The organism is Nonomuraea harbinensis (genome assembly GCF_019396385.1).
Classification (GTDB): domain Bacteria; phylum Actinomycetota; class Actinomycetes; order Streptosporangiales; family Streptosporangiaceae; genus Nonomuraea; species Nonomuraea ferruginea.
The window spans coordinates 55,665-81,096 of record NZ_JAHKRN010000023.1 but is presented as its reverse complement, the minus strand read 5'-3'; the positions used below and the strand labels follow the sequence as shown (position 1 = coordinate 81,096).

At 73.0% G+C, this 25,432-nt stretch carries 25 protein-coding genes; 19 read left to right on the top strand and 6 right to left on the bottom strand.

Features of this window, described 5'->3' with window-relative positions:
- Position 1: 1 nt before the first annotated feature.
- The 4 genes from KME79_RS23690 to KME79_RS23675 all read left to right on the top strand — a co-directional run bounded on the left by KME79_RS23690 (position 2) and on the right by KME79_RS23675 (position 5,397).
- Positions 2-1,279: an acyl-CoA dehydrogenase family protein gene (locus KME79_RS23690; protein ID WP_219546361.1), complete on the top strand. Its 1,278-nt coding sequence runs from the start codon at positions 2-4 to the stop codon at positions 1,277-1,279.
- Positions 1,276-2,676 carry an aldehyde dehydrogenase family protein gene (locus tag KME79_RS23685; protein WP_148031606.1) on the top strand — a complete coding sequence of 467 codons (1,401 nt, stop codon included), beginning with the start codon at positions 1,276-1,278 and terminating at the stop codon, positions 2,674-2,676. Before KME79_RS23690 ends, KME79_RS23685 begins: the two co-directional genes overlap by 4 nt.
- Entirely contained in the window at positions 2,673-3,818 is a 1,146-nt protein-coding gene (locus KME79_RS23680) for an FAD-dependent oxidoreductase (protein WP_219546360.1), read from the top strand. Before KME79_RS23685 ends, KME79_RS23680 begins: the two co-directional genes overlap by 4 nt.
- A 160-nt stretch (positions 3,819-3,978) precedes the next feature.
- A complete protein-coding gene (locus tag KME79_RS23675) occupies positions 3,979-5,397 on the top strand; it encodes an aldehyde dehydrogenase family protein (RefSeq protein WP_219546359.1) in 1,419 nt (472 codons plus the stop codon).
- 21 nt (positions 5,398-5,418) lie between these two features.
- On the opposite strand, the gene KME79_RS23670 is transcribed toward KME79_RS23675, so the two are convergent.
- Positions 5,419-6,957 (bottom strand): carbon-nitrogen hydrolase family protein, encoded by a 1,539-nt coding sequence (locus KME79_RS23670; RefSeq protein WP_219546358.1) that lies wholly within the window; start codon positions 6,955-6,957, stop codon positions 5,419-5,421.
- An 87-nt stretch (positions 6,958-7,044) separates the two neighbouring features.
- Here KME79_RS23670 and KME79_RS23665 point away from each other — a divergent pair, with 87 nt between their 5' ends.
- From KME79_RS23665 to KME79_RS23630, 8 genes are all read left to right on the top strand, one after another.
- The gene (locus tag KME79_RS23665; RefSeq protein ID WP_148031610.1) at positions 7,045-7,326 is read left to right on the top strand and encodes a Dabb family protein; all 282 of its coding nucleotides are present in this window, start codon (positions 7,045-7,047) and stop codon (positions 7,324-7,326) included.
- A gap of 90 nt (positions 7,327-7,416) precedes the next feature.
- Entirely contained in the window at positions 7,417-8,223 is an 807-nt protein-coding gene (locus KME79_RS23660; RefSeq protein ID WP_219546357.1) for an oxidoreductase, read from the top strand.
- A complete protein-coding gene (locus KME79_RS23655) occupies positions 8,220-9,128 on the top strand; it encodes an alpha/beta hydrolase family protein (RefSeq protein WP_219546356.1) in 909 nt (302 codons plus the stop codon). Before KME79_RS23660 ends, KME79_RS23655 begins: the two co-directional genes overlap by 4 nt.
- The gene (locus tag KME79_RS23650; protein ID WP_219546355.1) at positions 9,121-10,251 is read left to right on the top strand and encodes an aromatic ring-hydroxylating dioxygenase subunit alpha; all 1,131 of its coding nucleotides are present in this window, start codon (positions 9,121-9,123) and stop codon (positions 10,249-10,251) included. Before KME79_RS23655 ends, KME79_RS23650 begins: the two co-directional genes overlap by 8 nt.
- Positions 10,226-10,924, top strand: coding sequence for a hypothetical protein (locus KME79_RS23645; RefSeq protein WP_219546354.1), 699 nt, complete (start codon positions 10,226-10,228; stop codon positions 10,922-10,924). Before KME79_RS23650 ends, KME79_RS23645 begins: the two co-directional genes overlap by 26 nt.
- Entirely contained in the window at positions 10,921-11,835 is a 915-nt protein-coding gene (locus tag KME79_RS23640) for a hypothetical protein (protein WP_219546353.1), read from the top strand. Before KME79_RS23645 ends, KME79_RS23640 begins: the two co-directional genes overlap by 4 nt.
- Entirely contained in the window at positions 11,820-12,542 is a 723-nt protein-coding gene (locus KME79_RS23635; protein WP_219546352.1) for an SDR family oxidoreductase, read from the top strand. The genes KME79_RS23640 and KME79_RS23635 overlap by 16 nt, the downstream gene beginning before the upstream one ends.
- Positions 12,539-13,282 carry a maleate cis-trans isomerase family protein gene (locus KME79_RS23630; protein ID WP_219546351.1) on the top strand — a complete coding sequence of 248 codons (744 nt, stop codon included), beginning with the start codon at positions 12,539-12,541 and terminating at the stop codon, positions 13,280-13,282. Before KME79_RS23635 ends, KME79_RS23630 begins: the two co-directional genes overlap by 4 nt.
- On the opposite strand, the gene KME79_RS23625 is transcribed toward KME79_RS23630, so the two are convergent.
- Complete coding sequence (locus KME79_RS23625) at positions 13,276-14,619, bottom strand: MFS transporter (RefSeq protein WP_219546350.1); 1,344 nt, start codon at positions 14,617-14,619, stop codon at positions 13,276-13,278. The two genes, KME79_RS23630 and KME79_RS23625, sit on opposite strands and share 7 nt — an antisense overlap.
- Positions 14,620-14,703: 84 nt before the next feature.
- Between KME79_RS23625 and KME79_RS23620 the strand changes: the two genes are divergently transcribed.
- From KME79_RS23620 to KME79_RS23600, 5 genes are all read left to right on the top strand, one after another.
- On the top strand, positions 14,704-15,339 hold the full coding sequence (locus KME79_RS23620; RefSeq protein ID WP_219546349.1) for a hypothetical protein: 636 nt from the start codon (positions 14,704-14,706) through the stop codon (positions 15,337-15,339).
- Positions 15,339-16,997, top strand: a complete 1,659-nt coding sequence (locus KME79_RS23615) for an ABC transporter ATP-binding protein/permease (RefSeq protein ID WP_219546348.1) — start codon at positions 15,339-15,341, stop codon at positions 16,995-16,997. Before KME79_RS23620 ends, KME79_RS23615 begins: the two co-directional genes overlap by 1 nt.
- Positions 16,994-18,733 carry a thiol reductant ABC exporter subunit CydC gene (gene cydC, locus KME79_RS23610; protein ID WP_219546347.1) on the top strand — a complete coding sequence of 580 codons (1,740 nt, stop codon included), beginning with the start codon at positions 16,994-16,996 and terminating at the stop codon, positions 18,731-18,733. Before KME79_RS23615 ends, cydC begins: the two co-directional genes overlap by 4 nt.
- A gap of 82 nt (positions 18,734-18,815) precedes the next feature.
- A complete protein-coding gene (locus KME79_RS23605; protein ID WP_148031622.1) occupies positions 18,816-19,712 on the top strand; it encodes a hydroxymethylglutaryl-CoA lyase in 897 nt (298 codons plus the stop codon).
- A gap of 87 nt (positions 19,713-19,799) precedes the next feature.
- Complete coding sequence (locus KME79_RS23600; RefSeq protein ID WP_219546346.1) at positions 19,800-20,618, top strand: VOC family protein; 819 nt, start codon at positions 19,800-19,802, stop codon at positions 20,616-20,618.
- A 99-nt stretch (positions 20,619-20,717) separates the two neighbouring features.
- Here the strand turns inward: KME79_RS23600 and KME79_RS23595 are convergent, their stop codons facing one another.
- Entirely contained in the window at positions 20,718-21,854 is a 1,137-nt protein-coding gene (locus KME79_RS23595; RefSeq protein WP_219546345.1) for an alpha/beta hydrolase family protein, read from the bottom strand.
- Between the two features lie 109 nt (positions 21,855-21,963).
- On the opposite strand from KME79_RS23595, the gene KME79_RS23590 reads away from it, so the two are divergent.
- On the top strand, positions 21,964-23,103 hold the full coding sequence (locus tag KME79_RS23590; RefSeq protein WP_219546344.1) for a sensor histidine kinase: 1,140 nt from the start codon (positions 21,964-21,966) through the stop codon (positions 23,101-23,103).
- On the top strand, positions 23,100-23,744 hold the full coding sequence (locus tag KME79_RS23585; RefSeq protein ID WP_219546343.1) for a response regulator: 645 nt from the start codon (positions 23,100-23,102) through the stop codon (positions 23,742-23,744). The genes KME79_RS23590 and KME79_RS23585 overlap by 4 nt, the downstream gene beginning before the upstream one ends.
- Positions 23,745-23,751: 7 nt before the next feature.
- Here the strand turns inward: KME79_RS23585 and KME79_RS23580 are convergent, their stop codons facing one another.
- The 3 genes from KME79_RS23580 to KME79_RS23570 are packed head-to-tail and all read right to left on the bottom strand — an operon-like array spanning position 23,752 to position 25,424.
- Complete coding sequence (locus KME79_RS23580) at positions 23,752-24,768, bottom strand: NAD(P)-dependent alcohol dehydrogenase (protein WP_246640293.1); 1,017 nt, start codon at positions 24,766-24,768, stop codon at positions 23,752-23,754.
- A gap of 9 nt (positions 24,769-24,777) precedes the next feature.
- A complete protein-coding gene (locus tag KME79_RS23575; protein ID WP_219546342.1) occupies positions 24,778-25,002 on the bottom strand; it encodes a helix-turn-helix transcriptional regulator in 225 nt (74 codons plus the stop codon).
- 2 nt (positions 25,003-25,004) lie between these two features.
- Positions 25,005-25,424, bottom strand: coding sequence for a hypothetical protein (locus tag KME79_RS23570; RefSeq protein ID WP_219546341.1), 420 nt, complete (start codon positions 25,422-25,424; stop codon positions 25,005-25,007).
- Positions 25,425-25,432 lie beyond the last annotated feature (8 nt).

The following is a 25,432-nucleotide window of genomic DNA, read 5'->3' as shown; positions in this document are numbered from 1 at the left end:
CGTGACCCACGATCTGACCGGTGAACGGCTCGTCGACGACATGACCGAGGCCGAACGCGCCCGCGCGGAACGCGTCGAAGCCGTGCTGCCCGCGCTGCGCGCCGCCGCCGTCAAGGCCGACGAGGAGGCCCGCTTCCCGATCGAGCACGTCGCGCTGCTGCGCGACGCCGGGCTGCTCGGCCTCGTGGTGCCGGAGAAGTACGGCGGGCTCGGCGGCACGCTGCGCGACCTCGCCGCCGCGACGTTCGCGATGGGCACCGCCTGCCCGTCCACCGCCCTGGCCTACTTCTTCCACAACACCAGCGCCTCCCGCGGCCTGCTGCCGCTGGAGGCGATCGAGGCCGGCCTGTTCGACGACGGCGAGATCCCCGCCGTACGGGCGTTCGCCGAGAAGGTGCTGACCAGGATGGCCTCCGGCGTCTGGCTGGCCAACTTCGCCTCCGAGTCGGTCAAGAGCTCCACCGCCAACATCACCATCGCCACCACCGCGCGCCGCACCGACGGCGGCTGGCTGCTGGACGGCGAGAAGTCGTTCGGCTGCGCCACCGGCGTCGCCGACTACTACCTGACCACGGCCAAGCTGGAGGGCCACGACACCGCCGAGGGCCTGGTCACGTTCCTGGTGCCGCGCGACGCGGCGGGCGTCTCCACCCGCGCGCCGTGGGACGGGCTCGGCATGCGGGCCACCGCCAACAACGGCATCAGGCTGGAGCGGGTGTTCGTCCCCGAGGACGAGGCGCTGACCGTGCCGGGGGCGTTCACCCGGATGCTCAGGATGAGCCGCGGCAGCTTCGTCGGCAACCAGCTCGCCATCGCCGCCGTCTACACCGGCTGCGCGCAGAACGTCTACGACGTCACCGTCGAGCAGCTCACCCGCAAGACCTTCGCCGACACCGGCCGGCCGATCGCCTCCTCGCCCATGCACCAGCAGCTCATCGGAGAGATGACCGTCCAGCTGGAGACCGCCTACCTGTGGCTGCGCCGCCAGCTGCTGCTGGAGACCTCCGAGCCGCCGCTGCGGCCCAAGCCCGAGGTCTTCCGCCAGTGGCGGATGGGCAAGGGGTCGGTCACCGAGGCCTGCTTCCAGGTGGCGCTCGGCGCGTTCAAGGCCTCGGGCACCTCCGGCGCCATGATGGGCGGCACGGCCGGCCGGGCGCTGCGCGACCTGGCGATGGGGCTGGTCATGACGTTCCCGGCCGAACGCGGCAGGCTGGAGGTCGCCCAGCTGGTGACCCAGGCGCAGGAGAACGCGCTGTTCGCCACCGCGGAGCGGCCATGATCGAGCTGCCGGAGACCGCCGACCTCGTCGACGGCCGCTGGGCCCGCTGCACCGAGGACCTCGGCTTCGACCTGGAGAACCCCGCCACCGGCGAGCCCGCCGCCCGCGCCCTCGGCTCCTCCGGCGCGCGCGCCGAGGCGGCGCTCGCGGCCGCCGACCGGGTGGCCGCCGCCTGGGCGGGCACCCCCGCCGAGCGGCGGGCCGACCTGCTCGACGCCGCCTCGGCCGCGCTGCGGGACCGGACCGGCGAGATCACCGCCCTGGAGTCCTTCGCCACCGGCGTGCCGATCCGGCAGACCACCGGGCTCGGGCTGATCGTGCACGGCGCGTTCGCGCTGGCCGCCGCCCAGATCAGGCAAGGGCTGCTGCGCGCCGACCGTGACGGGGTCGAGGTGCACCGCCTGCCCTGGGGCCCCGCCCTGTGCCTGGTGCCGTGGAACGCGCCCGCCCCGATGGCCGCCCACAAGGCCGCGAGCGCGCTGGCGGCGGGGTGCCCCGTCGTGCTCAAGGTCAGCGAGTACGCCCCCTACGGCACCCGGGTGCTGGCCGAGGTCCTCGGCGAGATACTGCCGCCCGGCGTCTTCCAGCTCGTCATGGGCGACGCCCGCACCGGAGCCCTGCTGGCCGCGGACCCGCGGATCCGCGCCGTCTCCTTCACCGGCGGCCTGGCCGGCGGCCGCGCCGTCGCCGCCGCCTGCGCGAGCGCGCTCCGGCCCGCCCAGCTGGAGCTCGGCGGCAACAACCCGCTCGTGGTGCTGCCCGACGCCGGCACCGGCGCCGCCGCCGCGTCCGCCGCCGAGCTGCTCACCTCGCTCAACGGCCAGTGGTGCCGGGCGCTGGGCCGGCTGATCGTGCCCCGCCCGCGCCTGCCCGAGCTGGTGGCGGCCGTGGGCGAGCGGCTCGCCGCGCTGCGCGCCGGCGACCCGCTCGATCCGGAGACCGAGTACGGCCCGCTCGTCCACTCCGCCCACCTCCGGCGGGTACGGGACGCGACGGAGAACGCCGGAGGACAGGCCATCTCGTACGGTGACATGCCCGGCAAGGGCAACTACCTGGCGCCCGCTCTCATCACCGGAGCCGACCTGGCCGACGAGATCTTCGGGCCGGTCGCCGCCGTGGTGCCCTACGACACCGAGGAGGAGGCGGTCGCGCTGGCCAACGCGACACCGTACGGGCTCGAAGGGTATGTCGTCGGCGCCGACGAGGAACGGGCGCTGGACGTCGCCCGGCGGGTGCGCGCCGGCGAGGTCAAGGTCAACGGGTCCAGCGTGCTGAGCCTGCACCTGTTCACGCCGCGACCGGCGTGGGGGCTGTCCGGGCTGGTGGACGAGGGCACGGCGGAGACCATCCGGTTCTTCACCGGCACCCGCGTGGTCGGCGTCGAGCGGGCGCCGTGAGCCGCGTGCTGGTCGCCGGGGCCGGGCCGGTGGGGCTCACCGCGGCGCTCACCCTGGCGCGCGGCGGGGTGCCGGTGACCGTCCTGGAGGCGGGGCCTGGCCTGGCCGCCGAGTCGCGGGCCTCCACCTTCCACCCGCCCACGCTGGAGATGCTCGCCGGGCTCGGCGTGCTGCCGGAGCTGATGGCCCTCGGCCTGGTCGCGCGTACCTTCCAGTACCGCGACCGGCGGGGCGGCGCCATCGCCACCCTCGACATGGGCGTGCTCGCCGCGGACACGCCGTACCCGTACCGGGTGCAGTGCGAGCAGAGCAAGCTGACCCCGATCCTGATGGAGCACCTGGTCCGGCACGGCGGCGAGGTGCTGTTCGGGTCGGCGGTCCGCGAGGTCCTGCCGCGCGGCGGCGGCGTGCTGGTGACCACCGCGGGCGGCGCGCGGTTCGCCGCCGACCGGCTGATCGCCGCCGACGGCGCCCACTCCGCGGTACGGCGGGCGCTCGGGATCCCGTTCGAAGGCATCACGTACCCGGAGCGGTTCCTGGTGGCCTCCTCGGACGAGGACCTGGACGGGCTGCTGCCGGGCATCGCGCCGATCAACTACGTCTTCGACCCCGGGGAGTGGCTCGTCCTGCTGCGCACGCCCGACCACTGGCGGGTGCTGCTGCCCACCCCCGGCGGCACCTCCGACGAGGCGGAGCTCGCCCGGCTGGCCGGTCGGCTGCGGGCCGTCGCCGACCCCGGGCGTGACTGGAAGGTCGCGCACGCCTCGCTCTACCGGGTCCACCAGCGGGTGGCCGCCCGTTTCCGGCACGGGCCCGTCCTGCTGGCCGGGGACGCGGCCCACGTCAACAACCCGCTGGGCGGTCTCGGCATGAACAGCGGCATCCACGACGCGGTCCTGCTCGCCGGCGCCCTGCTCCAGGACGATCCCGGGGCGGTCGACGCGGTAGACGCGGTCGCCGCGAGGCGGCGGCAGGTGGCGCTCCAGCACGTGCGCGCGATCAGCCACGGCAACTGGGAGAAGCTGCGCTCGGCCGACCCCGCCGCCCACCACGCCGAACTCCGCGCCCTGGCCGCCGACCCGGAGGCCGCCAGGGCGCATTTGCTGCGCGCCTGCCTCATCACCTCGCTCAGGGAGACCTGAAGGTGCCGCCGGACGGAAGCCGCCCCCGGGAGAGCCGCCCCTTAACGGTCGCCGGCCCGGACGAACCTCCGCGTACCGCTCCTCCGCAGGAGAGGCGGGGGACGGATCCCCGCGCCCACCACACTCCGCAGGAGGGCGACGGGCCGAGGTGGGAGGTGTGATGGACGTGATCAGGCGGGAGAATCCCGCACGGGTCGCCGAGGTAGTGGGCCGGATCCCCGTCACCGGCGCGGACGGCGTCGACGCGGCGGTACGGCGGGTCGCCGAGGTGCGGCGGGAGTGGGCGGCGCGGCCGATCGGGGATCGGGTGGCCGTGCTGCGGGAGGCCGCGGGGGTCATCGACGGCAGGACCGGCGAGCTGGCCGTGCTCCTCGCGCGCGAGTCGGGCAAGCCGCTGGCCGACTGCCGGGGCGAGATCTCGTTCGCGCTCACGTACCTGCGCTGGGTGTGCGACAACGCGCCCCGGGTGCTCGCCCCGGCCGAGATCGACGACGCCGCGGGCCGTCTGGTCGTGCGGCGCGCACCGTACGGGGTGGTGGGGTGCGTCACGCCGTGGAACGCCCCGGTCATCCTGGCCATGGTCAAGCTGGCGCCCGCGCTGGCGGCGGGCAACGCGGCGGTGCTCAAGCCGTCGCCGCTGGCGCCGCTGGCCGTGAGCGAGGTGGCTGCGGCGCTGCCCGCGGTGGAGGTGGTGCACGGGGGCGCGCCGGCCGGACGGGCGCTCGTCACCCACCCGGCGGTCCGCAAGGTGGCCTTCACCGGCGGCGACGCGGCCGGGCGGGAGATCGCGGCGGCGGCCGGTTCGATGCTCACGCCTTCGGTCATGGAGCTCGGCGGCAACGACCCGGCGATCTTCCTGCCGGACTTCGCGCTGTCCGGCGACGACTACGAGCGGCTGGTCATGGCGACGTTCGCGACCAGCGGGCAGGTGTGCATGGCCGCCAAACGGCTGTACGTGCCGCGCGCCCGGATGGCGGAGTTCACCGAGGCGTACACGGCGGCGGCGGAGCGGGTCCTGGTCGTCGGCGATCCGCTCACGCCCGGGGTCACCATGGGGCCGGTCATCTCCGGCCCGGCCGCCGACCGGATCCGGGCGCTGGTCGCGGGGTCGCTCTCCCGTGGGGGTACGGCGGTGCCGCTCGGGCGTGCAGTCGGCGACCTTGAATCCGGATATTTCGTGACCCCAACCCTCGTGACCGGGCTGGACGACCAGGCGCCCCTGGTCACCGAGGAGCAGTTCGGCCCGGCGGTGCCGTTGCTGCCCTACGACACCGAGGAGGAGCTGCCGGCCAGGGCCAACGCGGGGGATCTCGGCCTCGCCGCCTCGGTGTGGTCCGCCGACGAGGACCGCGCCTTCGACCTGGCCGCCCGCCTCGAAGCCGGCTACGTCTTCGTCAACACCCACAACCGCACCGGCATGTCCCTGCGCGCCCCCTTCGGCGGTGTCAAGCGCAGCGGCTACGGCCGGGAGTACGGCGAAGAAGGGCTGCTGGAGTACGTCCAGAGCGCGGTCGTCCACGCCCCCGCGGCCTTCCGCGACGGCGGCGCCGGCCTGCCCGCGACCGCCTACCCGGCCTGACGAGCACCGACCCGGTGCTCGTCAGCCTGCCTGGCCGAGCAAGGCTCCGGACAGGTGCCAGGGGCGGCCGTCCACCAGGTCGGTGCCCCGGGAGACGTGCCGGTTGACCGCCTGCTCCGGCCACACCACGGCGTGCGCGACCTCGTCCGCGTTCTTCACCGTGGTCACCACGGGGTGGCTGATGCGGCCGGTGAACGGCCCCTCCCAGGCGGTCCAGAGCGTGAAGTCCCGGGGCGCGGCCAGGACGAGCCCCGCCACCCCGTCCGGGCCGTCCTGCCCGGCCACCACCAGGTTGAGCCGGTTCTCCGCCGCCCTCTCCAGCAGGCCGAGCCGCAGCTCCCACGGCTCCCTGGCGGTGTACGGGACCGCGACCACGTCGGCGTCGGCCAGCGCCGCCAGCCGGAACTCCTCCGGATGCCGCGCGTCCGCACCGGCGACGATCGCCAGCCGTCCCCAGGGCAACCGGTGGATCGGGCAGGGGCCGGCCTCGGCCGCAGGCGCCTCGCCGGTGGCGTTCACCAGGGCACCGGTGCCGGTCACCACATGGGCCGGCGTGTCCCGTACCGCTGCCGAGGCCTCCGCAGCCGACAGCGGGGAGCCTTCCGGCAGGACGATGAGCAGGGCGCCGTCGCGGGCGGCCCGGCGGACGGCGGGGGCGCCGGCGCGGACCACCGCGACCGGGAGGACGGCCGCGCCCGGCGGGGCGGTGCGGCCGCGCGGGGGCCGGGTGATGGCGGCGTAGCGGGCGGGACGGCGGGTGGCGAGGAGGCGGGCGCGGCCGGCGTCGGCGGCGGCCGGGTCGATGTCGGCGACCACCACGGCCTCGCCGGTGCGCGGGGCCCGGGCCACGACGGTGCCGTCCGGGGCGACGATCTGGCTCTCGCCCGCGCCGTGCAGCCAGCCGACCGGCACCCCGAGACCGGCGCCGACCTGCGCCAGCCGGTCGGCGGGGATCAGCGGGCCGACCTTGTTGGCGGCGACGACCCACACCTTGTTCTCGGCCGCGCGGACCGGGACGTGCAGCGAGGCCTCGTCGGTGGCGAACGAGTTCAGGCTGTTGAGCAGGATCTGCGCGCCACGCACCGCCAGCCCTCTGGTGACCTCGTTGATGACGCCTTCCATGCAGGCGTACATGCCGACGCGGCCGGCGGCGGTGTCCACCACCGGGCCGGGGGCGGTCGCCGGGTCGAGGTGGTCGTTCTCGGCGCCCATCAGGATCTGCTTGTCCGCCTCGCCCAGCAGCTCGCCGCCGGGGCCGTAGAGGAGGGACGCGCCGGTGGTGCGGCCGTCGTCGCGGGCCAGGGTGACGCCGATCTTGACGTGGGCGCGGTGCCGTCGGGCGGCGCCGGCCACGGCCGTCAGGAAGGGGTCCCCGTGCCGGCAGGCCATCGCGCGGGCGTGCTCGCGGCTCTCGTACCAGGACAGATGGTTGCAGAACTCGGGTAACACGATCAGCTCGGCGCCGCGGCCGGCGGCCTCGCCGATCATGCGAAGGCTGGTGGCGAGGTTCGCGGCGACGTCCTGGCCGGCCTCGAACTGCACCGCGGCGACGCGCACCACAGCGCCTCCCTGTTACATCTAGAGAAACGGCGTTTCCAATGCCTACAATCTCGCGAAACAGGGCGAGATGTCCAGAGGAGGCAGCCTGTGCTGACCCACGTCGTGCTGATGAAGTTCACCGATCCCGCCGACGCGCCCGAGGCCAAGGAGCGGCTCGAAGCGCTGGCGGGCAGGGTGCCGCAGATCAGGGAGCTCTCCGCGCACCTGGACGTGGTCCACTCGCCCGTCTCCTACGACCTGTGCCTGGTCACCAGGCACGAGTCCGCCGACGAGCTGCGCGGCTACCAGGAGCACCCCGACCACCTGGAGCTGGCCGGTTGGCTGCGTCCGAGGCTGGCCGCGCGGGCGGTCGTCGATCACGAGGGATAGCCCGATGTCCTGGACACGGGTCACGCTTTCGGGGGATCCTGCAAAGGAAACACCGTTTCTTTACCGGTAACAGACTGGGGAAGATCAGCTGTGAAGGAAACGCTTCAGCACGTCGAGCAGATGCTCGACGAGTCCCCGGTGGTCGACGTCACCGAGACCTTCGAGCAGATGCGCGGCATCCTCGCCCGGCTCAAAGCCAGGATCGAGGCGAAGTTCGTGCTCACCCGGGACCCGTCGAGCGAGCAGTTCGACAGCTACGGCACCTACCCCGACGGCCCCGGCGGCCGGATCGAGGCCTACACCGGCCCGGAGGTGGACTGGATGGTCCACTCCTGGCTGGGCAACCCCACGGCGAGCTTCGCCAACCTGCACCTGACCGTGTGGCTCGGCCCGCAGATCGACGTGCCGCACCTGGGCATCGCGCTGCTGGTGTGGCCGGAGGGCTGGTTCTACACCGACGCGATCCCCCGGGTGAACCTGACCGAGGACGGCGACTACTACGACCGCTACTACGCGCCGCTCGACGCCGACTGGCTCCGGTTCAAGGAGGAGCACCCGGACTTCACCTGGTTCACCAGCCGCGCCGGGTTCATCCGGGCCGGTCTGTCGCCCGTCGCGCACTGCTACTCCTTCCCCCGCGCCCAGGACAACATCGACCTGGTCGCGAAGCTGCTCGACGACCGCGTGGACCGCTGGCTGACCTGGGTGGACGAGGCCGAGCCCGTACCCGAGGAGCGGCGGCTGGCGCTCGCCGCCACCGACCTGGCCATCCGCCGCAACATCGCCGACCGCGACCCGGCCAACGTCATGGGCGTGCGGTTCTTCGGCGAGGAGCTGACCGGCAAGCTCGTCCGCGCCCTGTGGGGCGGCGACCGGGTGCTGCCGAGGCCGTCGTGATCAGATCGCTGTGGTGGGCCGCGGAGACGGGTGGCGAGCCGCCGTTCGGCACCGCTCATCTCAAGGTCCACTACCCGGCGGCCGCCGAGGGCGACCGTCTGACCGGCACGTTCCCGCCCGACGGCGGACCGTACCCGGTCGTCCTGTTCCTGTCCGGGATCAACGTCGGGCAGGACGCCTACCGCTGGCTCGCGGTCGAGATCGCCGCTGCCGGGTTCGTGTGCGTGACGTTCGACCGGGTGGGCGAGCTGTTCGGCGGCGAGTACGGGCTCACCCCCGGCGTCGACCTGGAGGCCGCGGCCCCCGGGCGGTACGGCACCCGCCCGACCTGCCCGGCCATCGGCGCCGTCCTGGCCTCGCTGGCGGAGATCGAGCTGCTCAAGGGCGTGCTCGACCTCGACCGGGTGGCCATCGGCGGCCACTCCGCCGGCGGCACGGTGGCGATGCAGTCGGCCAGGTTCTTCCCCGGCGTCAAGGCGGTCTTCTCCTACGGGGCGCACACCATGGTCGCCACCATGCTGGGCTGGCCCGCGGGCACCGTGGTGCCCGCCCAGGCCGACTGCCCCGTGCTGCTGTCGGTCGGCACCCGCGACGGCGTCATCATGGGCAGCGCCGACCGCTACGGCCAGGACGGGCACGCCACGGACCCCGTCACCCGGACCTTCGAGGAGGCGCTCGGCGACGGCGAGCACCTGCTGGCCGTGTTCGACGGCGCCAACCACTTCATGATCGCCGACCCGGTGGATCCGACGGCCGCGCGCGCCTTCCTGGATCTGCCGGCCTCCGCCCAGCCCCGGCCCGAACTGGCCCGGCTGGTCACCGCGTTCCTCCGTACCCATCTGCACGACGATCCGGAGGCACGGGCCGTCCTGTCCGGCCTGCCCGTAAGGAGGAAGCATGCTTAAGAACTTCTGGTACGCGATCGAGTTCAGCCACGTCGTCGAGCACCGGCCGCGCAAGGTCACCTGCCTCGGGCAGGACTTCGTGATCTGGCGGCGGCGCGACGGCTCGGTGGCCTGCCTGTCCGACCTGTGCGTGCACCGGGGCGGGGCCCTGTCGCTGGGCACGCTGGTCGAGGACCGCGTCGCCTGCCCGTACCACGGCTGGGAGTACGAGCCCGACGGCACCTGCGTGAAGATCCCGGCGAACCCGCCCGGCCGCGGCATCCCGAAGAAGGCCCGGGTCGACGCCTACCCGATCGTCGAGAAGTACGGCCTGGTCTGGGCCTATCTGGGCGACCTGCCCGAGGACAAGCGCCCGCCGATCCCGCACATGGCCGAGCACGACGACCCCGCCTTCCGCGCCGTCTACTGGCAGACCGTCGTCGAGGCGAACTACGAGCGGGCGATGGAGAACGTCGTGGACGCGGCGCACACCCCGTTCGTGCACGGCACCGCCTTCGGCAACCCCGACAAGCCGGAGATCCCGGACTACGAGGTGACGCAGGGCGAATGGCACGCGGAGGCCGACATCCTGCTCAACCCGCCGGCCCCGAAGGGCCTGTGGGGCATGCTGTCCCCCAAGCGCCTCGACCCCGTCGTGGTCACCAACGGCTGGTACCTGCCGAACGTGGTCAAGCTGCACATCCGGCTCCCGTTCGGCGACCTGATCATGTACGACCACAACATCCCGATCTCCCAGGGCCGCACCATGGTGAAGCTCGTCGGCTACCGCAACTTCTTCACCGGCAAGTGGGCCGACCGCAACGCCGTCAAGCGGATCCAGCGGATCTTCGAACAGGACCGGGTGGTGGTGGAGTCGCAGCGGCCCGAACTGCTGCCCTTCGACCTCGCGGCCGAGCTGCACCTGCGCAGCGACGCCCTGCAGATCGCCTACCGGCGGCGCCGCCAGGAGCTGATCGACGACGGCTGGTGGCTGGGCGGCGACGACATCGTGATGGGGGACGTGCCGCGCCGCGAGGCCACCGTCATCCCTTCGCCGGCCCGCCGGGACAATCCCGAACTCGCCCGTGCGTGGGTGCACAAGACCCGAGGAGACAGCCATGAGCCTGCCCGAAGCGCTGAGTGAGCGCGTCCTGGAGCGGCTGACCGACGCCCTGGAGCTCCGGCCGGCCCGCGACGTGCCGCTCACCTCGCCGATGTCGCCCGCCCCGGTCGGCCGCCTGCGGGTGCTGCGCCCCGCGGAGGAGACCGTCGTCGACAAGGCGGTCGCGGTCGGCCTGGTGGTGCCGCAGATCGGGCTGGACAGCCACATGATCTTCGTGTTCACCCGTCCGGGCTCCGCGGTGCCGCACTTCACGCTGGACTCGGTCGCCTCCGCCGAGTACCACGCCATGCACCTGGACCTGATCCCGCGGGCCGAGCTGGCCGTCAGCCTGGAGTATCTGGACGCCTGCTTCCTGCCGCTCACCGAGCCGCTCGACGGAGCCTGGCAGCTCGACGGCCTCTCCCCCGCCGCCATCGATCCCCGGCAGCGGGCCATGATGTCGCCCTGGATGCTGGTGTGCCGCGCCACCGAGGACGCCTTCGCCAAGCTCGGCGGCACCGTGGACGCCTACCTCGACCACTGGCTCGCGCTCGTCGCCGGCGGCGTGCCCGAGCCCTCCGGCGACCTGGCGCGGCGTGACCGCGTCAACCGGGCCAACCTCTTCTCCCCGGCCGTGGACCCCGTCTGGCACCAGGTCACCCGGCTGATCGGCGAGGAGCAGGCCGTGACCGTACGTGAGGAGCTTCTGCGTTGACCGAGCCGAGCGAGTGGCAGCGGCGCATCGAGGGCGAATGGGTCGGCAGGCCGTCCCTGTTCGACGCGACCGGGACGTGGCAGGGGTACGAGGACATCCGCCGCTCCTCCGTCCACGAGGACGGCGTGACCACCTACTACATGGACGGCGGCCTGGAAGGCGGCGGGCCGATGGCGGGCCGGTTCCGGCTGGGCGCCCCGTTCGCCTTCGGGGTGGTCGACTCCGATGCCAGCCGGATCTACACCGGCCCCGACTTCTACGGCACCGGCCAGCCGTACGGGACCTTCGTCGACGCGCACTACTACGGCCCCGGCTGGCAGGTGGACCTCAACACCTGGAACCAGGTGATCGGCGACACCCAGGTCTACTCCTCGATGCTCTACCAGGGGCCGGCGGTCGTGGGCTGCTTCAACGGCCTCTACACCCGCGACCCGGCCAGGACCGCCGACTGGCTCGCCGCCGAGACGCGGAACGGGCCGGTCCCGTACATCCTGCCGACCAAGACCGGCGGCGCGTTCGCCGGCGCCTGCGAGCTGTTCGGCGCCGACCAGAAGCCCGCCGGCACGGTCGAGGTCCGGGTCGAGCTGGAGCCGCTCGACCTGCTGCGGACCCGCCGGCGCGTCACCTGGTCGGGCGCGCTGGAGCGGGAGTACGCGGCCGACGTGCGGCGCGACGGCTGCCGTTCCTTCTACGAGGGGCCGGACGCGTGGGGCAACGCCCAGGCGTTCGGCCGGGCCGACTACCCCAGCGTGCACTTCGCGGACGTGTGGAAGCTGAAGGGCCGGGAGTTCATGCTCGACGCCACGCCCGGCATGGGCTCGGGGACGGAGCTGGCAGTGGTCTACGAACTGTTCGAGGGCGGCACGCTCGCCGCGGTGATGCACGGGGTGCTGACGTGGTCATCGTCGTGACCGGCGGCAGCCGCGGCATCGGGCGCGGCCTGGTCAGGGAGTTCCTGGCACGCGGCCACCAGGTGGTGACCTGCGGCAGCGCCACAGCGCCCGAGGACGGGCTCGGCGTCGTCGCCGACGTCACCGACCGGGCCCAGGTGCGCGAGCTGTGGGACACGGCCGTCGCCGGGTACGGCCGGGTGGACGTGTGGATCAACAACGCCGGCGTCACCCAGCGGCGCGTGCCGCTGTGGGAGCTGACCGAGCAGGAGACCCGCGCGGTCGTCGACGTCAACCTGAACGGGGTGATCAACGGCTGCGCGGTGGCGCTGGCGGGCATGGCAGGCCAGGGCCACGGCCACGTGTGGAACATGGAGGGCCTGGGCAGCGACGGCCGGGCGGTGCCCGGACTGTCGGTGTACGGGTCCACCAAGCGGGCGCTGACCTACCTGACCAAGGCCCTGGCCAAGGAGGTGCCCGACGGGGTGTCCGTCGGGCTGCTCAGCCCCGGCATGGTCGTCACCGACCTGCTCGTCCGCGACCTGAACCCGAAGTCCCGCAAGGTCTTCGACATCCTGGCCGACCGGGTCGAGACCGTGACCCCGTGGCTGGCCGAGCAGGCGCTCGCCCGGATCGGCAACGGCGCGCACGTCCGCTGGCTGACCAACCGCAAGGTCATGGCCCGCTTCGCCACCGCCCCCTTCACGAGGAGAAAGGTGCTGCCGTGACCGACGCGCTCGGCTGGCGACGCAAGTTCGGCGTGATCGCGCCGTCGACGAACACGATCGTGGAGCCGGACTTCTCTGCGATGACCGTGCCGGGGGTGACCGCGCACTTCGGCAGGATCCACATCAGAGATCAGAACATGTCCGGAAATGAGGGCATGGAACGCCTGCTCGGCCAGATCCGCGACGAGCTCGGCGCCGCCTGCGAACGGGTGATGACCTGCGAGCCCGACTACATGGTCATGGGCATGTCCGCGGAGACCTTCTGGGGCGGCGTCGAGGGCAACCGGCAGTTCGTCGACCAGATCCACGGCCTCACCAGCCTGCGGGTCGCCACCGGCGCCGAGGCCTGCGAGCGCGCGCTGAAGCTTTTCGGCGCCCGCCGGATCGGCGTCGTCACCCCCTACCAGCCGGTCGGCGACGAGAACGTGGTCCGCTTCTTCTCCGAGATCGGCTTCGAGGTGACCGCGATCAAGGGACTCAAGTGCCCCACCGCCGTGTCGATCGCGCACGTGGGCGAGGCCGAGCTGCGCGACGCGCTGGTGGAGGTGAACTCCGCCGAGGTGGACGTGCTCGTGCAGTGCGGGACGAACCTGTCGATGGTGCGGCTGGCCGACGAGGCCGAGCGCTGGCTGGGCAAGCCGGTCATCGCCATCAACGCCGCCACCTGGTGGATGGCGCTGCGGGACAACGGCATCGAGGACAAGGTGTACGGTGCGGGCTCCCTCCTGCGCGATCACTGAAGGGCCCGGAGGGCGGTCCCCCTGTCGTCCTCCAGGCTCGCCCTGCCCCGGAACGCCAGCAGCGCGCCGGCCAGCAACGGGACGGCGAGGATGGCGTACGCCCAGCGCAGCGATCCGGTGGCGTCGGAGAACGCGCCGACCAGCAGCGGTCCAGCCGATCCCGCCAGGGAGAGGAGGAACTGCAGCAGCGCGAACCCGAGCCCTCGCCGCGCGGCGGGCACCACGTCGGCGGCCGCCGCCGTCAGGTTGGGGATGGCCACCAGGAACCCGCCCGAGGCGACCGCCAGGCAGAGCAGCTGCACCGGCAGCACCAGCAGCAGGGCGACACCCGTCAGGGCCAGCGCCCCGACGAGCAGCCCCCAGGCGCCGACGGTCACCCGCCATCCCGGCCTGACCAGGTGTCCCCTGTCACCGAGCCGGGCGCCGAGCACGCTGCCGGTGACCATGCCGAGCAGTCCGACGCCGCCGGCCAGCCCCGAGGCGGCGCCCACGGACAGGTCGAAGGCGCGCTGGTAGAAGGTGGGCAGCCAGAACATCAGCCCGCCCAGCCCGAAGAAGACCGTGCCGAGCCCGACGGCGATGGCGCGCAGGGTCCTGATCCGGAGGAGCTCCCGCATCTCGGCCAGGACCGGGCCGCGGCGTTCCGGCGGGGCGGCGGGCTGCGGCTGCCGGCCGGTCCTGAGCATCTCGATGCGGTCGCCGGTGCCCCGCTCGGGCTCGCGCAGGGTCAGGCAGAGCAGGGCGATCACCATGCCCGGCACCGCCACGAGGAAGAACATGGTCCGCCAGCCGTACGCCTCAGCCAGCGCGCCGCCGGCGACGATGCCGACGGGCGGCCCGGCGAAGTAGCCGAACCGCTCCAGCGAGAACGCCCGGGTCCGGCTGCCGCCCGGGAAGTAGTCGGCCAGCAGGCTGGAGGCGGCCGGGTTGTAGAGCAGCCCCGTGCCGCCGAGCAGCACCCGCACGGCGAACAGCATCGCGTACGAGGTCACCAGCCCGCTGCCGAGGGTCAGCAGTGACCAGACGGCCACCACCAGGAACAAGGTCCAGGTCCTGCGGCCGTGGTCGGCCAGCCGCCCGGCGGGGATCAGCAGGATGACGCCGGCCAGCGCGGCGGAGGTCGCGATGGCGCCGCCCGCCGTGTCGCCGAACCCGAGATCCCGCTGGATGTCGGCCAGCGCCCCCGCCATCAGGTTGTACTCCACCCGGTCGACGAAGGCGATCAGCGCGACGCAGATCGCGGGCCACCATCCGAACGGCGCCGCCGCGTCCAGGCGCACCCGCCGGGGGCCCCTGCCCGCGACGGGGATCTCGACGTAGTCGTCAGCGCCCGCCATGCGCACATCGTTATGGAAACACTGTTTCCCGTCAATGGATCTCGTGTCTTACTTGGAAACGACGTTTCCCCAATGGGAGTTGCCATGGAATACCCACTCTCCCTCGCCCTCGTCGACTTCCTGCCGGTCATCGCCATGGCCGTCGGGGTCGCGCTGCTCGTCCCCTACGCCCGCCACCCGGCCGTGGCCGCAGGCGGCTGGCTCACCGTGCTGGGCGGCGCGCTCAAGGCCGTCTGGAAACTGATCATGGCGATCCGCGGGCCGGACCTCGTGTGGCTGGCCGAGGCCCAGTTCTTCCTGCTCGGCATCGGGTTCACGCTGATGGCCTGGGCGCTGCTGGGGACCGGATCCGGCCGGCGGCCGCCGGCGTGGGCGTTCGCCGGCTTCGCCCTGCTGGGCGTCGCCGCCGCGATCGCGGTCATGGACACCTGGCCGATGCTGATCGTGACCACCGTCTCGGCCACCCTCGTGGGCATCCGGCTCCTGCTGCTGTCCCGCCGGGCCGGGGCGGCCGCCGCGGTCTACCTGTTCGGGTTCAACCTTCTCGGCACGTACGTGATGGGCCTGCTGGCCTCGCGGCCCGAGCAGACGATCGCCCTGCAGTGGGCGGAGGAGATCCTCAACACGCTGAACTGGTCGGCCTTCGCCCTGGGCGTCTGGCTCCTGACGCGGACGAAGTCTCCTGTGGCACATTCGCGGAGGTTCACGTGGAGTCGCTGATGCGGCCCATCCGCGGGCCGGTCCTGCTGTCCGTGCTGGGCACGTGGCTCCAGGCCCTGGCCACGACCGCGCTGCTGCTGTTCACCGGCCACGCGATCGGCCGGATCGCCGCCGGCGGGCCGCCTGACGCCGGCGTCGTCACCGGGCTGGCCGTCGCGGCCGTCGCGCGGGCGCTGTGCGCCGCCTGGGTGCCGGCGATCACCGTCAGGGCCGGCGGGCGGCTGGAGCTCGACCTGCGCGACCGCGTCTACCGCCACCTGCTCCGGCTCGGCGCCCCGCTGCGCTCCAGCGAGCAGACCGGCCGCCTGGTCTCCACCGGAACCGAGGCCGTCGAGCTCGTCGCCACCTACTACGCCACCTTCCTCGGCCCGATCCTCGCCTCGATGACCGTGCCGATCCTCGTGCTGGCCGCCATCGCGATCCTCGTCGACCCGTGGACCGCGCTCGTCCTGGCCGTCGCGGTCCCGGCCATCCCGCTCACCGTCGGCGTCTTCCAGCGGGCCTTCGCCAGGGTCAGCGACGGCTACCGCGACACCGCCAACCGGCTGGCCGCCCGCTTCCTGGACGCCCTGCAGGGCCTGACCACGCTCAAGCTCTTCAACCAGGGCACCGCGCACGGCCGGACCCTGGCCAGGGCCTCGGAGGACCTGCGCCAGGCGATCATGCGGCTGCTGGCCGGCAACCAGGTCATCCTCTTCGTGATCGACACGGTCTTCTCACTGGGGATGATCACCGCGGCGACGGTCCTGGCGATGATCCGCTTCCGCGACGGCGCGATCGGCACGGGCGAGGCGGTCGCCCTGGTGCTGCTGGCCACCCAGCTCGTCGAGCCGCTGGACAAGGTCGGCCAGTTCTTCTACGTCGGCATGGGCGGCATGGCCGCCGCCAAGGAGATCAGGACCCTGCTCGCGGAGCGGCCCTCGGTCACCGACGCCGACGCCGGGCACCCGGCAAGGACCACCTCCGAGGTGACCTTCGACGCGGTCGGCTTCGGCTACCTGCCGGACACCCCGGTGCTGCGCGAGGTGAGCTTCACCGTCGCGCCCGGCGAGAGACTGGCGCTGGTCGGGCCCTCGGGATCGGGCAAGACCACCGTCGCCGCCCTGCTCCAGCGCAACCTGGATCCCGGCGAGGGCACGATCCGCGTCGGCGGTCACGACGTCACCGCGGTGCCCGCCGCCTGGGTGCGCGAGCAGATCAGCGTCGTCGCCCAGACGACCTACCTGTTCACCGGCACGCTCAGGGACAACCTCAAGGTCGCCGCGCCCGACGCCGACGACGACCGGCTGCGCGAGGCGCTCGCCGTGGCCGACCTCGACCTGGACCTCGACACGCCGGTGGGCGAACGCGGCCTGACCCTCTCCGGCGGCCAGGCGCAGCGCGTGTCGATCGCGCGGGCCGCGCTGAAGGACGCGCCCATCCTCGTCCTCGACGAGCCGACCTCCAACGTGGACCTGGAGTCCGAGGCCGCGATCCTGGCCGCGCTGGACCGGCTCACCGCCGGGCGGACCGTGCTGATGATCGCGCACCGGCTGTCCACCGTCCGCGACGCCGACCGGATCGCGGTCCTGGAGGACGGAGCCGTCACCGAGCAGGGCACGCACGAGGAACTGATGACAGGCGACGGCCACTACGCCAGGGCGGTGAGGTCACGATGACCAGGATCCAGATCAGCCGGCGGCTGCTGGCCTTCGGCCGGCCCCTCCTGGTCCCGCTCGCCGTCTCGGTCCTCTTCCGCGTGCTGCAGCAGTGCCTGGGCATCGCCCTGTACGGCGTGGGCGCCTGGGGCGTGGTCAGGGTCGTGTCCGGCGAGCCGGAGGTGATCGGCGGGATCGCCGTGGCCATGGTCGTCATGGCCTTCGCCAAGGGCCTGTTCCGCTACGTCGAGCAGTACTCGGGGCACTTCGTCGCCTTCAAGCTGCTCGCCCTGCTCCGCGACGACTTCTACGAGCGGATCGAGCCGCAGGCGCCCGCCGGGACCGAGGGCGGCCGCTCCGGCGACCTGCTCGCCCGCGTGATGAAGGACATCGACCGCATCGAGGTGTTCTACGCCCACACCATCGCGCCGGCGCTGGCCGCCGCCGTCGTGCCGGTGATCTCCCTGACCGTGCTGGGGACGGTCTTCAGTCCCGTGGTGGCGCTCGTGCTCGCGCCGTTCCTGGTCGGGGTGGGCATCGGGGTCCCGTGGCTGAGCCACCGCGCCGCCGCCACCGCCGCCACCGAGCTGCGCCGCTCGCGCGGCGAGGTCTCCCAGCACCTCACCGACGGCGTCCAGGGCATCAGGGAAGTGCTCGCCTTCGGGTACGGGCCGCGCCGCCTGGCCGAGCTGGGCGCGCTCGGCGGCGCCGGCGCGTCGGCCGTCGGCCGGCTCGGCCGCCTGATCGCGCTGCGCCGGGGCCTCAACGAGCTGCTCGTCGCCGCCGGGATGATCGCGGTCCTGTTCACCGGCCACGCGCAGGGCCTCGGCTGGCAGGACATCGCGATCACCGTCGCGATCGGCCTGGCGGCCTTCGGGCCGGTGCTGGGCGTGGAGGAGTTCGTCGCCGACCTGGAGCAGGCGTTCGCCGCCGCCCGCCGCCTCTGGGAGATCACCGACCGGCCGCCCCTGGTCGTCGACCCCGGCTCCCCCGAGCCCCGGCCCGCCGGCCGGTCGATCGCCTTCGAGTCGGTGACCTTCACCTACCCGGGCGGACCGGCTCCCGCGCTGCGCGACGTCTCCTTCACCGTCCCCGAGGGCGAGCGGTACGCCGTCGTCGGCGCGTCCGGCTCGGGCAAGTCCACGCTGGTCTCGCTCCTGCTCCGGTTCTGGGACCCGGACTCCGGCAGGGTGCGCGTCGGCGGCGTCCCGGTCGACCGGCTCGGCCTCGGCGACCTGCGCGACCTGGTGGCCGTGGTCGGCCAGCGGACCTACCTGTTCAACGACACCGTGGCCGCCAACCTGAGGCTCGCCCGGCCGGCCGCCACCCAGGAGGAGCTGGAGGCCGCCTGCCGCCGCGCCGCCCTGCACGACACGATCACGGCGATGCCCGAGGGCTACGACACCGTGATCGGCGAGATGGGCGAACGGCTGTCCGGCGGCCAGCGGCAGCGGCTGGCGATCGCCCGCGCCCTGCTGAAGGACGCCCCGGTCATCGTCCTGGACGAGGCGACCTCCGAGCTCGACACGCACACGGAGGCCGAGATCCAGCGGCAGATCGACGACCTGGCCGAGGGCAGGACCCTCCTGGTCATCGCGCACCGCCTGGCCACGGTGACCGGCGCCGGCCGCATCCTCGTGCTGGACCGCGGCCGCCTGGTGGAGCAGGGCACCCACGAGGAGCTCCTGGCCCGCCAGGACGCCTACGCCCGCCTGTACGCCCGCCAGGCCGACGACCTCGACCGGGCGGCCGGATGAGGATTGTATGCATCGACTCCAGAAATCACCCTTGATGACCTTATATCTGGATTTTTTGCATACATGTTGATATCCAGGAAGCATGCATCCCCCCGAAGTGAACCTCGTCGAAGTCGGCCCCAGGGACGGGCTCCAGAACGAGTCCGTCCTGGTGGGCACCGATGACAAGGTCGCCTACATCGAGGCCCTGGCCGACGCCGGGCTGACCCGCATCGAGGCGGTCAGCTTCGTCCACCCGCGCCTGGTGCCGCAGATGGCCGACGCCGAGCAGGTGATGGCCCGGGTGCCGAGACGCGACGGGCTCAGCTACATCGGCCTGATCGTCAACGCGCGCGGCCTCGACCGGGCGCTGGACGCCGGAGTCGACGAGGTCAACATGACCGTGGTCGCCACCGAGACCTTCTCCCGGCGCAACCAGGGCATGAGCATCGCCGAGGCGCTCGACTCCTTCGCCGCCGTCTCGGCCCGCGCGCACGCCGCCGGGCTGCCGGTCACCGCGACGGTCGGCGCCTCGTTCGGCTGCCCCTTCGAGGGTGAGGTGTCGCCGGACCACGTGGCCGCCATGGTGCGGCGCTGCGCCGAGGCGGGCGCCGACGAGATCGCGCTCGCCGACACGATCGGCGTCGGCGTGCCCGCCGACGTGCGCCGCCTGGTCGAGGCGGTGCGCGCCGTCACCGGCCTGCCCCTGCGCTTCCACTTCCACAACACCCGCAACACCGGGTACGCCAACGCGCTGGCCGCCGTCGAGGCCGGCGCGAGCGCGCTGGACGCCAGCAGCGGCGGGATCGGCGGCTGCCCGTTCGCCCCGGCCGCAACCGGCAACATCGCCACCGAGGACCTGGCCTACGCCCTGCGCCGGTCGCGCGTCCGTACCGGAGTGGACCTGGGCCGGCTGACCGAGGCCGCGGCCTACATCGGCGAACGGCTGGGCGCGCCGGTGCCCGCCCTGCTCGGCCGCGCCGGCGACTTCCCGGCCTGAGGGCCCCGCCCTGCGGCGAGGGCGCGATCCCGAAGTGGTCAGGAATCGAGAAGCGTCGCCCTCCAGGCTGGACCTAGCGTTGCCCGCGTGAACAGCACAGCCACCCCAGCTTCCATGGGCCTCACGCTCGACGTCATCACCCTCGGGACGCCCGAGGTGGAGGCCGCGCGCAGGTTCTACAGCACGACGCTCTCTCCCACCGTCGCCGACGACGATGACTCGGTGCACCTCGACCTGCACGGGACCGGGCGGCTCACTCTGTCCGCGGCCGAGAGGCTCGCCGCGGGCGCGGGCGCGAAACCGGCGACGCCGGGATTCCGCGGCTACGTGCTGACCTATGTCGTCAACCAGCCCACCGAGGTCAAGACGCTGATGGACGCCGCCGTCCGCGGCGGCGCGGAGGTTCTCAAGCCCGCCAAGAAGGCCCTCTTCGGTTCGTTCTCCGGGGTGTTCCGGGCACCGGACGGCGCCATCTGGAAGCTGGCGGCGGCCACCGGCAAGGACACCGGCCCCGCGGCGGAAAGTCCGCTGCCGACTGAGACCACCCTCATTCTCGGCGTTTCCGCGCCGAAGGCGTCGAAGGCCTTCTACGAGGCCCTGGGCATGTCGGTCGACCGGGACTACGGCAGCAAGTACATCGACTTCCACCCCGCCGAAGGCGCGGCCAGGCTGTGCCTGATGGAAGGCGGGGTCCTGGCCAAGGATGCGGGCACGGCCAAGGACGGCGACGGCTTCCCCTCGATGATCCTCACCCACAGGGCCGAGTCCCGGGAAGAAGTCGATCTCCTCCTGTCGGCGGCCGCCGCTGCCGGAGGCCGGACCACCGTCGCCGCCACGCGGACTACCGAGGGATATTCCGGTTGTTTCACCGACCTGGACGGCTTCTGGTGGCAAGTGACGCACTGAGCCCCGCGAGCCGGTGTCCATTCCCGCCTGCGGAGAACCCCACCTCTTCGAGGTGCCTGAGCAGCGCATGTACGGCAGGCGTCCACGCTCACAGCCGGTCTACCAGAACCGCACCTCGGGATAGTCCTTCGACGGCTTGTCCAGCAGGGGCCGGCGCTCGCCCTTCAGGTGCAGGTCGAGGAAGGCGGTCACGTACGCGCGGGTGATCCCGATCGACCGCGCGCCGTCCATCGGCGCCGCGGGCAGGCCGAGCTGGGGCTGGAGCACCGCGTAGTCGGTGAAGCTCGCGTGCTCGGCGCCGGTCACGGTCAGCCAGCGCTTCCAGTCGCCGGTCACGTGCGGCCAGAACGTGTCCCACGAGCCGTCGCTCCCGCCGTATTCCGGCGCGTGCCGGGGATTGCCGATCATCATGAAGGGCTTGTCCAGCGGCTTGGCCGGGGTGCCGGGGTGGTAGGTGCCGTCCAGGTTGACCGCGGCCTTGATCCGCTTGGAGGAGGGCAGCAGGTGCGCGGCGCTCTGGCCGCCCGCCGAGTGCCCGACCATCGCGATCCGCCTCTCGTCGATCAGCCGGTTCCAGCGTTTGCTCCCGGCCAGCCGGTCCAGCACGAACTCGGTGTCGGCGGCCCGTACCCGGGCCACCTTCGCGCCCGTCTCGGGGGTCTGACCGGCCTTTCCGGCCTCGAAGGTGACGGTCCGGCCGCCGGGGAACGTGGTCGCCAGCGACTCGTAGGTGTGCTCGATGCCCGCCACCAGGTAGCCGCGGCTGGCGAACTCCTCGGCCAGCGAGGTCATGGTCGCGCGGGGCATCGTCATGCCGGGTGACAGGACCACCAGGGGCCGGCCGCCCTTGCGCGGCAACGCGGGAGCGTCGGCGCGGGCGTGCGTCCTGGTCTTGGCGAGGGTGTCCGCCGGTACGTCCTTGAGCTGCGGCACGCTTCTGATGACCAGTTCTGATTCCCGTGGCGTGAGGTACCGGGAGGGCTTCCCGGTGGCCTTGCGCGCCGGGTACCAGATCGAGACCATCAGCTCGCGCGCCTTCCGGCTGGGGACCCAGGGGTCGGGGCGGCTGGAGTCGATCAGGTGCAGGTCCGTCCTGCCGACCGGGTGGTCACCGGTCGGCGCCGGCAGGGCGGTCACGGGCTTGTTCGCCACGGGGACGGCTTCTGCCGGCAGGGCGGCCATGGCCGGGGTGGCGAGTGACGCGGAGAGCGCGAGCGTGGCAACGGTTTTCCTCATGCGTCCACCGTGCCGGGTGGTCCCGCCGTACCGTCCCCGACGAAAGCTGCGCGGTGTCTGCGACTTTCGTAGGGGATGTCTGAATCGTTGCGCCTTGTAGTCTCTGGCCATGCTTGACCGGGCATCGAGGATCGCCGGACGGGTCACCCCCTGGGCTCTGGGGCTGACGGTGTTCCTGCTGTCCATGGCCGCGGTCACCGGGTCCATGGGGGTGCGTTCGGCGCTGCCCGCGCCGGTGCTCGTGGCCGTGGCGGCGTGCTGCGGTGTGGCCGCGGCCTTCGCCGGGCGGGCGCTGTGGCCGCTCGTCGCGGTGGCGGCCGTGGCCCACCTCTGGCTGGTGATGTGGCCGGCCGCCGTCGTGGCCTCGTACTACGCCGGCACCCGGTTGCGCCGCCGCGATCTGTGGCTCTACGTCGCCGGCGCGGTGGCGGTGCACGCGCTCGCCGGGCTCGTCTCGTACTGGAGCGAGGGTTATCGCGCCCTGGTCGCCGGCACCCCGCTCAACGCGCTGCTCATGGGCGGCGCGATGCTCGGGCTTCCGCTCGTCGCGGGGCTGTGGGTGGGCGCCAGGCGGCAGGTGCTCGACGCCGCGCGCGAGCAGGCCGCGCAGCTGCTGCGCGAGCAGGTGCTCCGCGCCGGGCAGGCGCGGGAGCAGGAGCGGTCGCGCATCGCGCGGGAGATGCACGACGTGGTCGCCCACCGGGTGTCACTGATGGTCCTGCACGCCGGGGCGCTGGAGGTCAACGCCTCCGACGCCCGTACGGCGGAGGCCGCCGCGCTGATCGGCCAGGTCGGCAGGGAGGCCCTGACGAACCTCAGGGAGGTGCTCGGCGTGCTGCGCTCGCCGGACCCGATGAACGGCCCGCAGCCCACGCTGGCCGACCTGGACCGGCTGCTCGACCAGTCCCGGGCCCTGGGCATCGTGGTCAACCGCCACGACGAGGGCGAGGCCCGCCCGCTCCCGCCCACCGCGGAGCGCACCGCGTACCGGGTCGTCCAGGAGGCTCTGACGAATGTGCACAAGCACGCGGGCGACGCCGAGACCGACGTGCACCTGCGGTTCCGGAGCGCCGAGCTGGAGGTCCTCGTCCGCAACCGGCCCGCCACGGCGGCGGACGGCGGTCTGCCCGGCTCCGGCTGGGGTCTGGTCGGGCTGCGCGAACGCGTGGAGCTCCTCGGCGGCAGGCTGGAGGCCGGGCCGCAGGACGAGGGCGGGTTCCGGGTGCTGGCCGGGATTCCCACCGCATGATCCGCGTACTGGTGGTCGACGACGAGGCGCTGGTCAGGTCGGGGTTGCGGATGATCCTGGAGGCGTCCGGCGAGATCGCGGTGGTCGGCGAGGCGGGCGACGGCGCGGCCGCGGTGACCGCCGCCGCCCGGCTCAGGCCGCAGGTCGTGCTGATGGACGTGCGCATGCCGGGCACCGACGGCCTGACCGCCGCCGCCGGCATCCTGGCCCTGCCCGGCCCGCCGAAGCTGATCATGCTCACCACGTTCGACCTCGACGAGTACGTGCACGAGGCGCTCCGGCTGGGCGCCGTCGGCTTCCTGCTCAAGGACACCCCGCCGCGGGACCTGGCCGCCGCGGTCCGCACGGTCGCGGCGGGCCAGGCCATCCTCTCTCCCGCCGTCACCAAGCGGTTGATCAGCTCGTTCGCCGGCAAGGCTCCCTCGCGGGCCGTGTCCGCGCGTGAGCGGCTGGCCGCGCTGACCGCCCGGGAGGAGGACGTGATCAGGGCTGTCGCGCGCGGCCTGTCGAACGCCGAGATCGGCCGGCAGCTCCGGCTGACCGAGGCGACGGTGAAGGCGCATGTCAGCCGGGTGCTGGCCAAGCTGGGCCTGGCCAACCGGGTGCAGGCCGCGATCCTCGTCCACGACGCCGACCTCTAGGGGCGGCTCAGATGGTGATGGCGATCTTGCCGGCGACCTGGCCGGTGGTGAGGTAGGCCAAGGCGTCGGGCGTCCGGGCGAGGGGGTAGGTGCGGTCGAGGGCCGGGGTGAGGGCGCCGGAGTCGATGAGGCCGGTCAGGGTTTCCAGGTCGGCGGCGGACTCGGTGGACATGAGGCCGGTCAGGCGCTGGCCGACGAAGAGCGACAGCAGCATCGCCCGGATCTGGCGGTCGGCGCCCTGGAGCACGCGCCCGCCTCCGGGCCCGCCCACGATGACGAGCGCGCCCCGGGGGGCGAGGACGCGGCGCAGCCGGCCCAGGCGGCGGTTGCCGGCCGTGTCGAGGATGAGGTCGTACCGGTCGGCGCCAGTGGTGAAGTCCTCGCGGGTGTGGTCGATGACGTGGTCGGCGCCGAGGGAACGGACCAGGTCGGTCTTCGCGGTGCGGCACACGCCGGTGACGTGGGCGCCGTCGGCCTTGGCGATCTGTACGGCGTAGCTGCCCACGCCGCCGCCCGCGCCGGTGATGAGGACCCGCTGCCCGGCGGCGAGCCGGCCGGCGTCGCGCAGCCCGTGGAGGGCGGCGCAGGCGGAGATGGGCACGGTGGCGGCCTGGGCGAAGCTGAGGGAGGCCGGTTTGGGGGCGAGCTTGTCCTGGTGGGCGCGGGCGTACTCGGCGTAGGCGCCGTCGCAGGTGCCGTAGACCTCGTCGCCGGGACGGAACCGGGTGACGTCGGCGCCGACGGCCGCGACGCGGCCGGCCACGTCCATGCCGGGGACGGGGTTCCTGGGCCGGCGCAGCCCGAAACCGGCGGCGCGCACCACGTAGGGCAGGCCGGTGACGACGTGCCACACGCCCTGGTCGACGCCGGCGGCCTCGACGCGGACCAGCACGTCGTCGGCGCCGACGGCCGGGACGTCCATGTCACGCAGCTGGAGCTGCGCCGGTGCGCAGTAGGCGTCGCGGGCGATCGCGGTCATCGTCTTCTTCGTCATGGTCGTCTCGATCCTGGCCGGGGTGGTCATGGGGTGTGGTTACTCCTGGGAGTCCGGGTACTGGAAGACGTCGTCGAGCGGCACCCCGAACACCCGGGCGATCTGGAACGCCACCTCCAGCGACGGCGAGTAGCGGCCCTGCTCGATGGCGATGACGGTCTGCCTGGTGACCCCGATGCGGTCGGCCAGCTGTGCCTGCGTCATCTCGCCGTGCGCGAACCGCAGGGCTCGGATCGAGTTCGTGACCTTCGTGGGCTTGACCATGGTCAGAAGCCCCGGCGGTACAGGACGATCTTCACGGCCGAGGAGACGACGGTGGCCAGGACGAACGCCAGGTACAGCGCGTTGGCGATCCAGAAGTGGGCGGCCTCCGCCATGGCCAGGGCCATGGGCACGAGCGCCGCGATACTCATGACGTAGAAGCCGACGTAATCGCCCAGCCGGTTGATCTGCCGGTCGCGCTCGTCGGTCCGGCCGGCCTCCTTCGGCGAGGCGACGGCCGCCGCGATGTTGGCGACGATGCCCAGGCCGATCCCGGCGCCGATCGCGATGAGCATCGGCCGCACGTAGGCGATCCGCGCGACGTCCGCTCCCGGCACCTGCGACAGGACGACGACGAAGTAGACCGCGTAGACGCCGACGCCCACCACGAGGTAGATCCACGAGCGTTTCTCTTCGGAGGACATGCCCTGCT

Coding starts and splice junctions, on each gene's coding strand:
- KME79_RS23590 (WP_219546344.1), top strand. CDS start 21,964: ATGCTTGACCGGGCATCGAGGATCGCCGGACGGGTCACCCCCTGGGCT.
- KME79_RS23620 (WP_219546349.1), top strand. CDS start 14,704: ATGGAATACCCACTCTCCCTCGCCCTCGTCGACTTCCTGCCGGTCATC.
- KME79_RS23645 (WP_219546354.1), top strand. CDS start 10,226: ATGAGCCTGCCCGAAGCGCTGAGTGAGCGCGTCCTGGAGCGGCTGACC.
- KME79_RS23580 (WP_246640293.1), bottom strand. CDS start 24,768: ATGACCACCCCGGCCAGGATCGAGACGACCATGACGAAGAAGACGATG.
- KME79_RS23675 (WP_219546359.1), top strand. CDS start 3,979: ATGGACGTGATCAGGCGGGAGAATCCCGCACGGGTCGCCGAGGTAGTG.
- KME79_RS23650 (WP_219546355.1), top strand. CDS start 9,121: ATGCTTAAGAACTTCTGGTACGCGATCGAGTTCAGCCACGTCGTCGAG.
- KME79_RS23685 (WP_148031606.1), top strand. CDS start 1,276: ATGATCGAGCTGCCGGAGACCGCCGACCTCGTCGACGGCCGCTGGGCC.
- cydC (WP_219546347.1), top strand. CDS start 16,994: ATGACCAGGATCCAGATCAGCCGGCGGCTGCTGGCCTTCGGCCGGCCC.
- KME79_RS23595 (WP_219546345.1), bottom strand. CDS start 21,854: ATGAGGAAAACCGTTGCCACGCTCGCGCTCTCCGCGTCACTCGCCACC.
- KME79_RS23585 (WP_219546343.1), top strand. CDS start 23,100: ATGATCCGCGTACTGGTGGTCGACGACGAGGCGCTGGTCAGGTCGGGG.
- KME79_RS23570 (WP_219546341.1), bottom strand. CDS start 25,424: ATGTCCTCCGAAGAGAAACGCTCGTGGATCTACCTCGTGGTGGGCGTC.
- KME79_RS23605 (WP_148031622.1), top strand. CDS start 18,816: ATGCATCCCCCCGAAGTGAACCTCGTCGAAGTCGGCCCCAGGGACGGG.
- KME79_RS23625 (WP_219546350.1), bottom strand. CDS start 14,619: ATGGCGGGCGCTGACGACTACGTCGAGATCCCCGTCGCGGGCAGGGGC.
- KME79_RS23615 (WP_219546348.1), top strand. CDS start 15,339: ATGCGGCCCATCCGCGGGCCGGTCCTGCTGTCCGTGCTGGGCACGTGG.
- KME79_RS23575 (WP_219546342.1), bottom strand. CDS start 25,002: ATGGTCAAGCCCACGAAGGTCACGAACTCGATCCGAGCCCTGCGGTTC.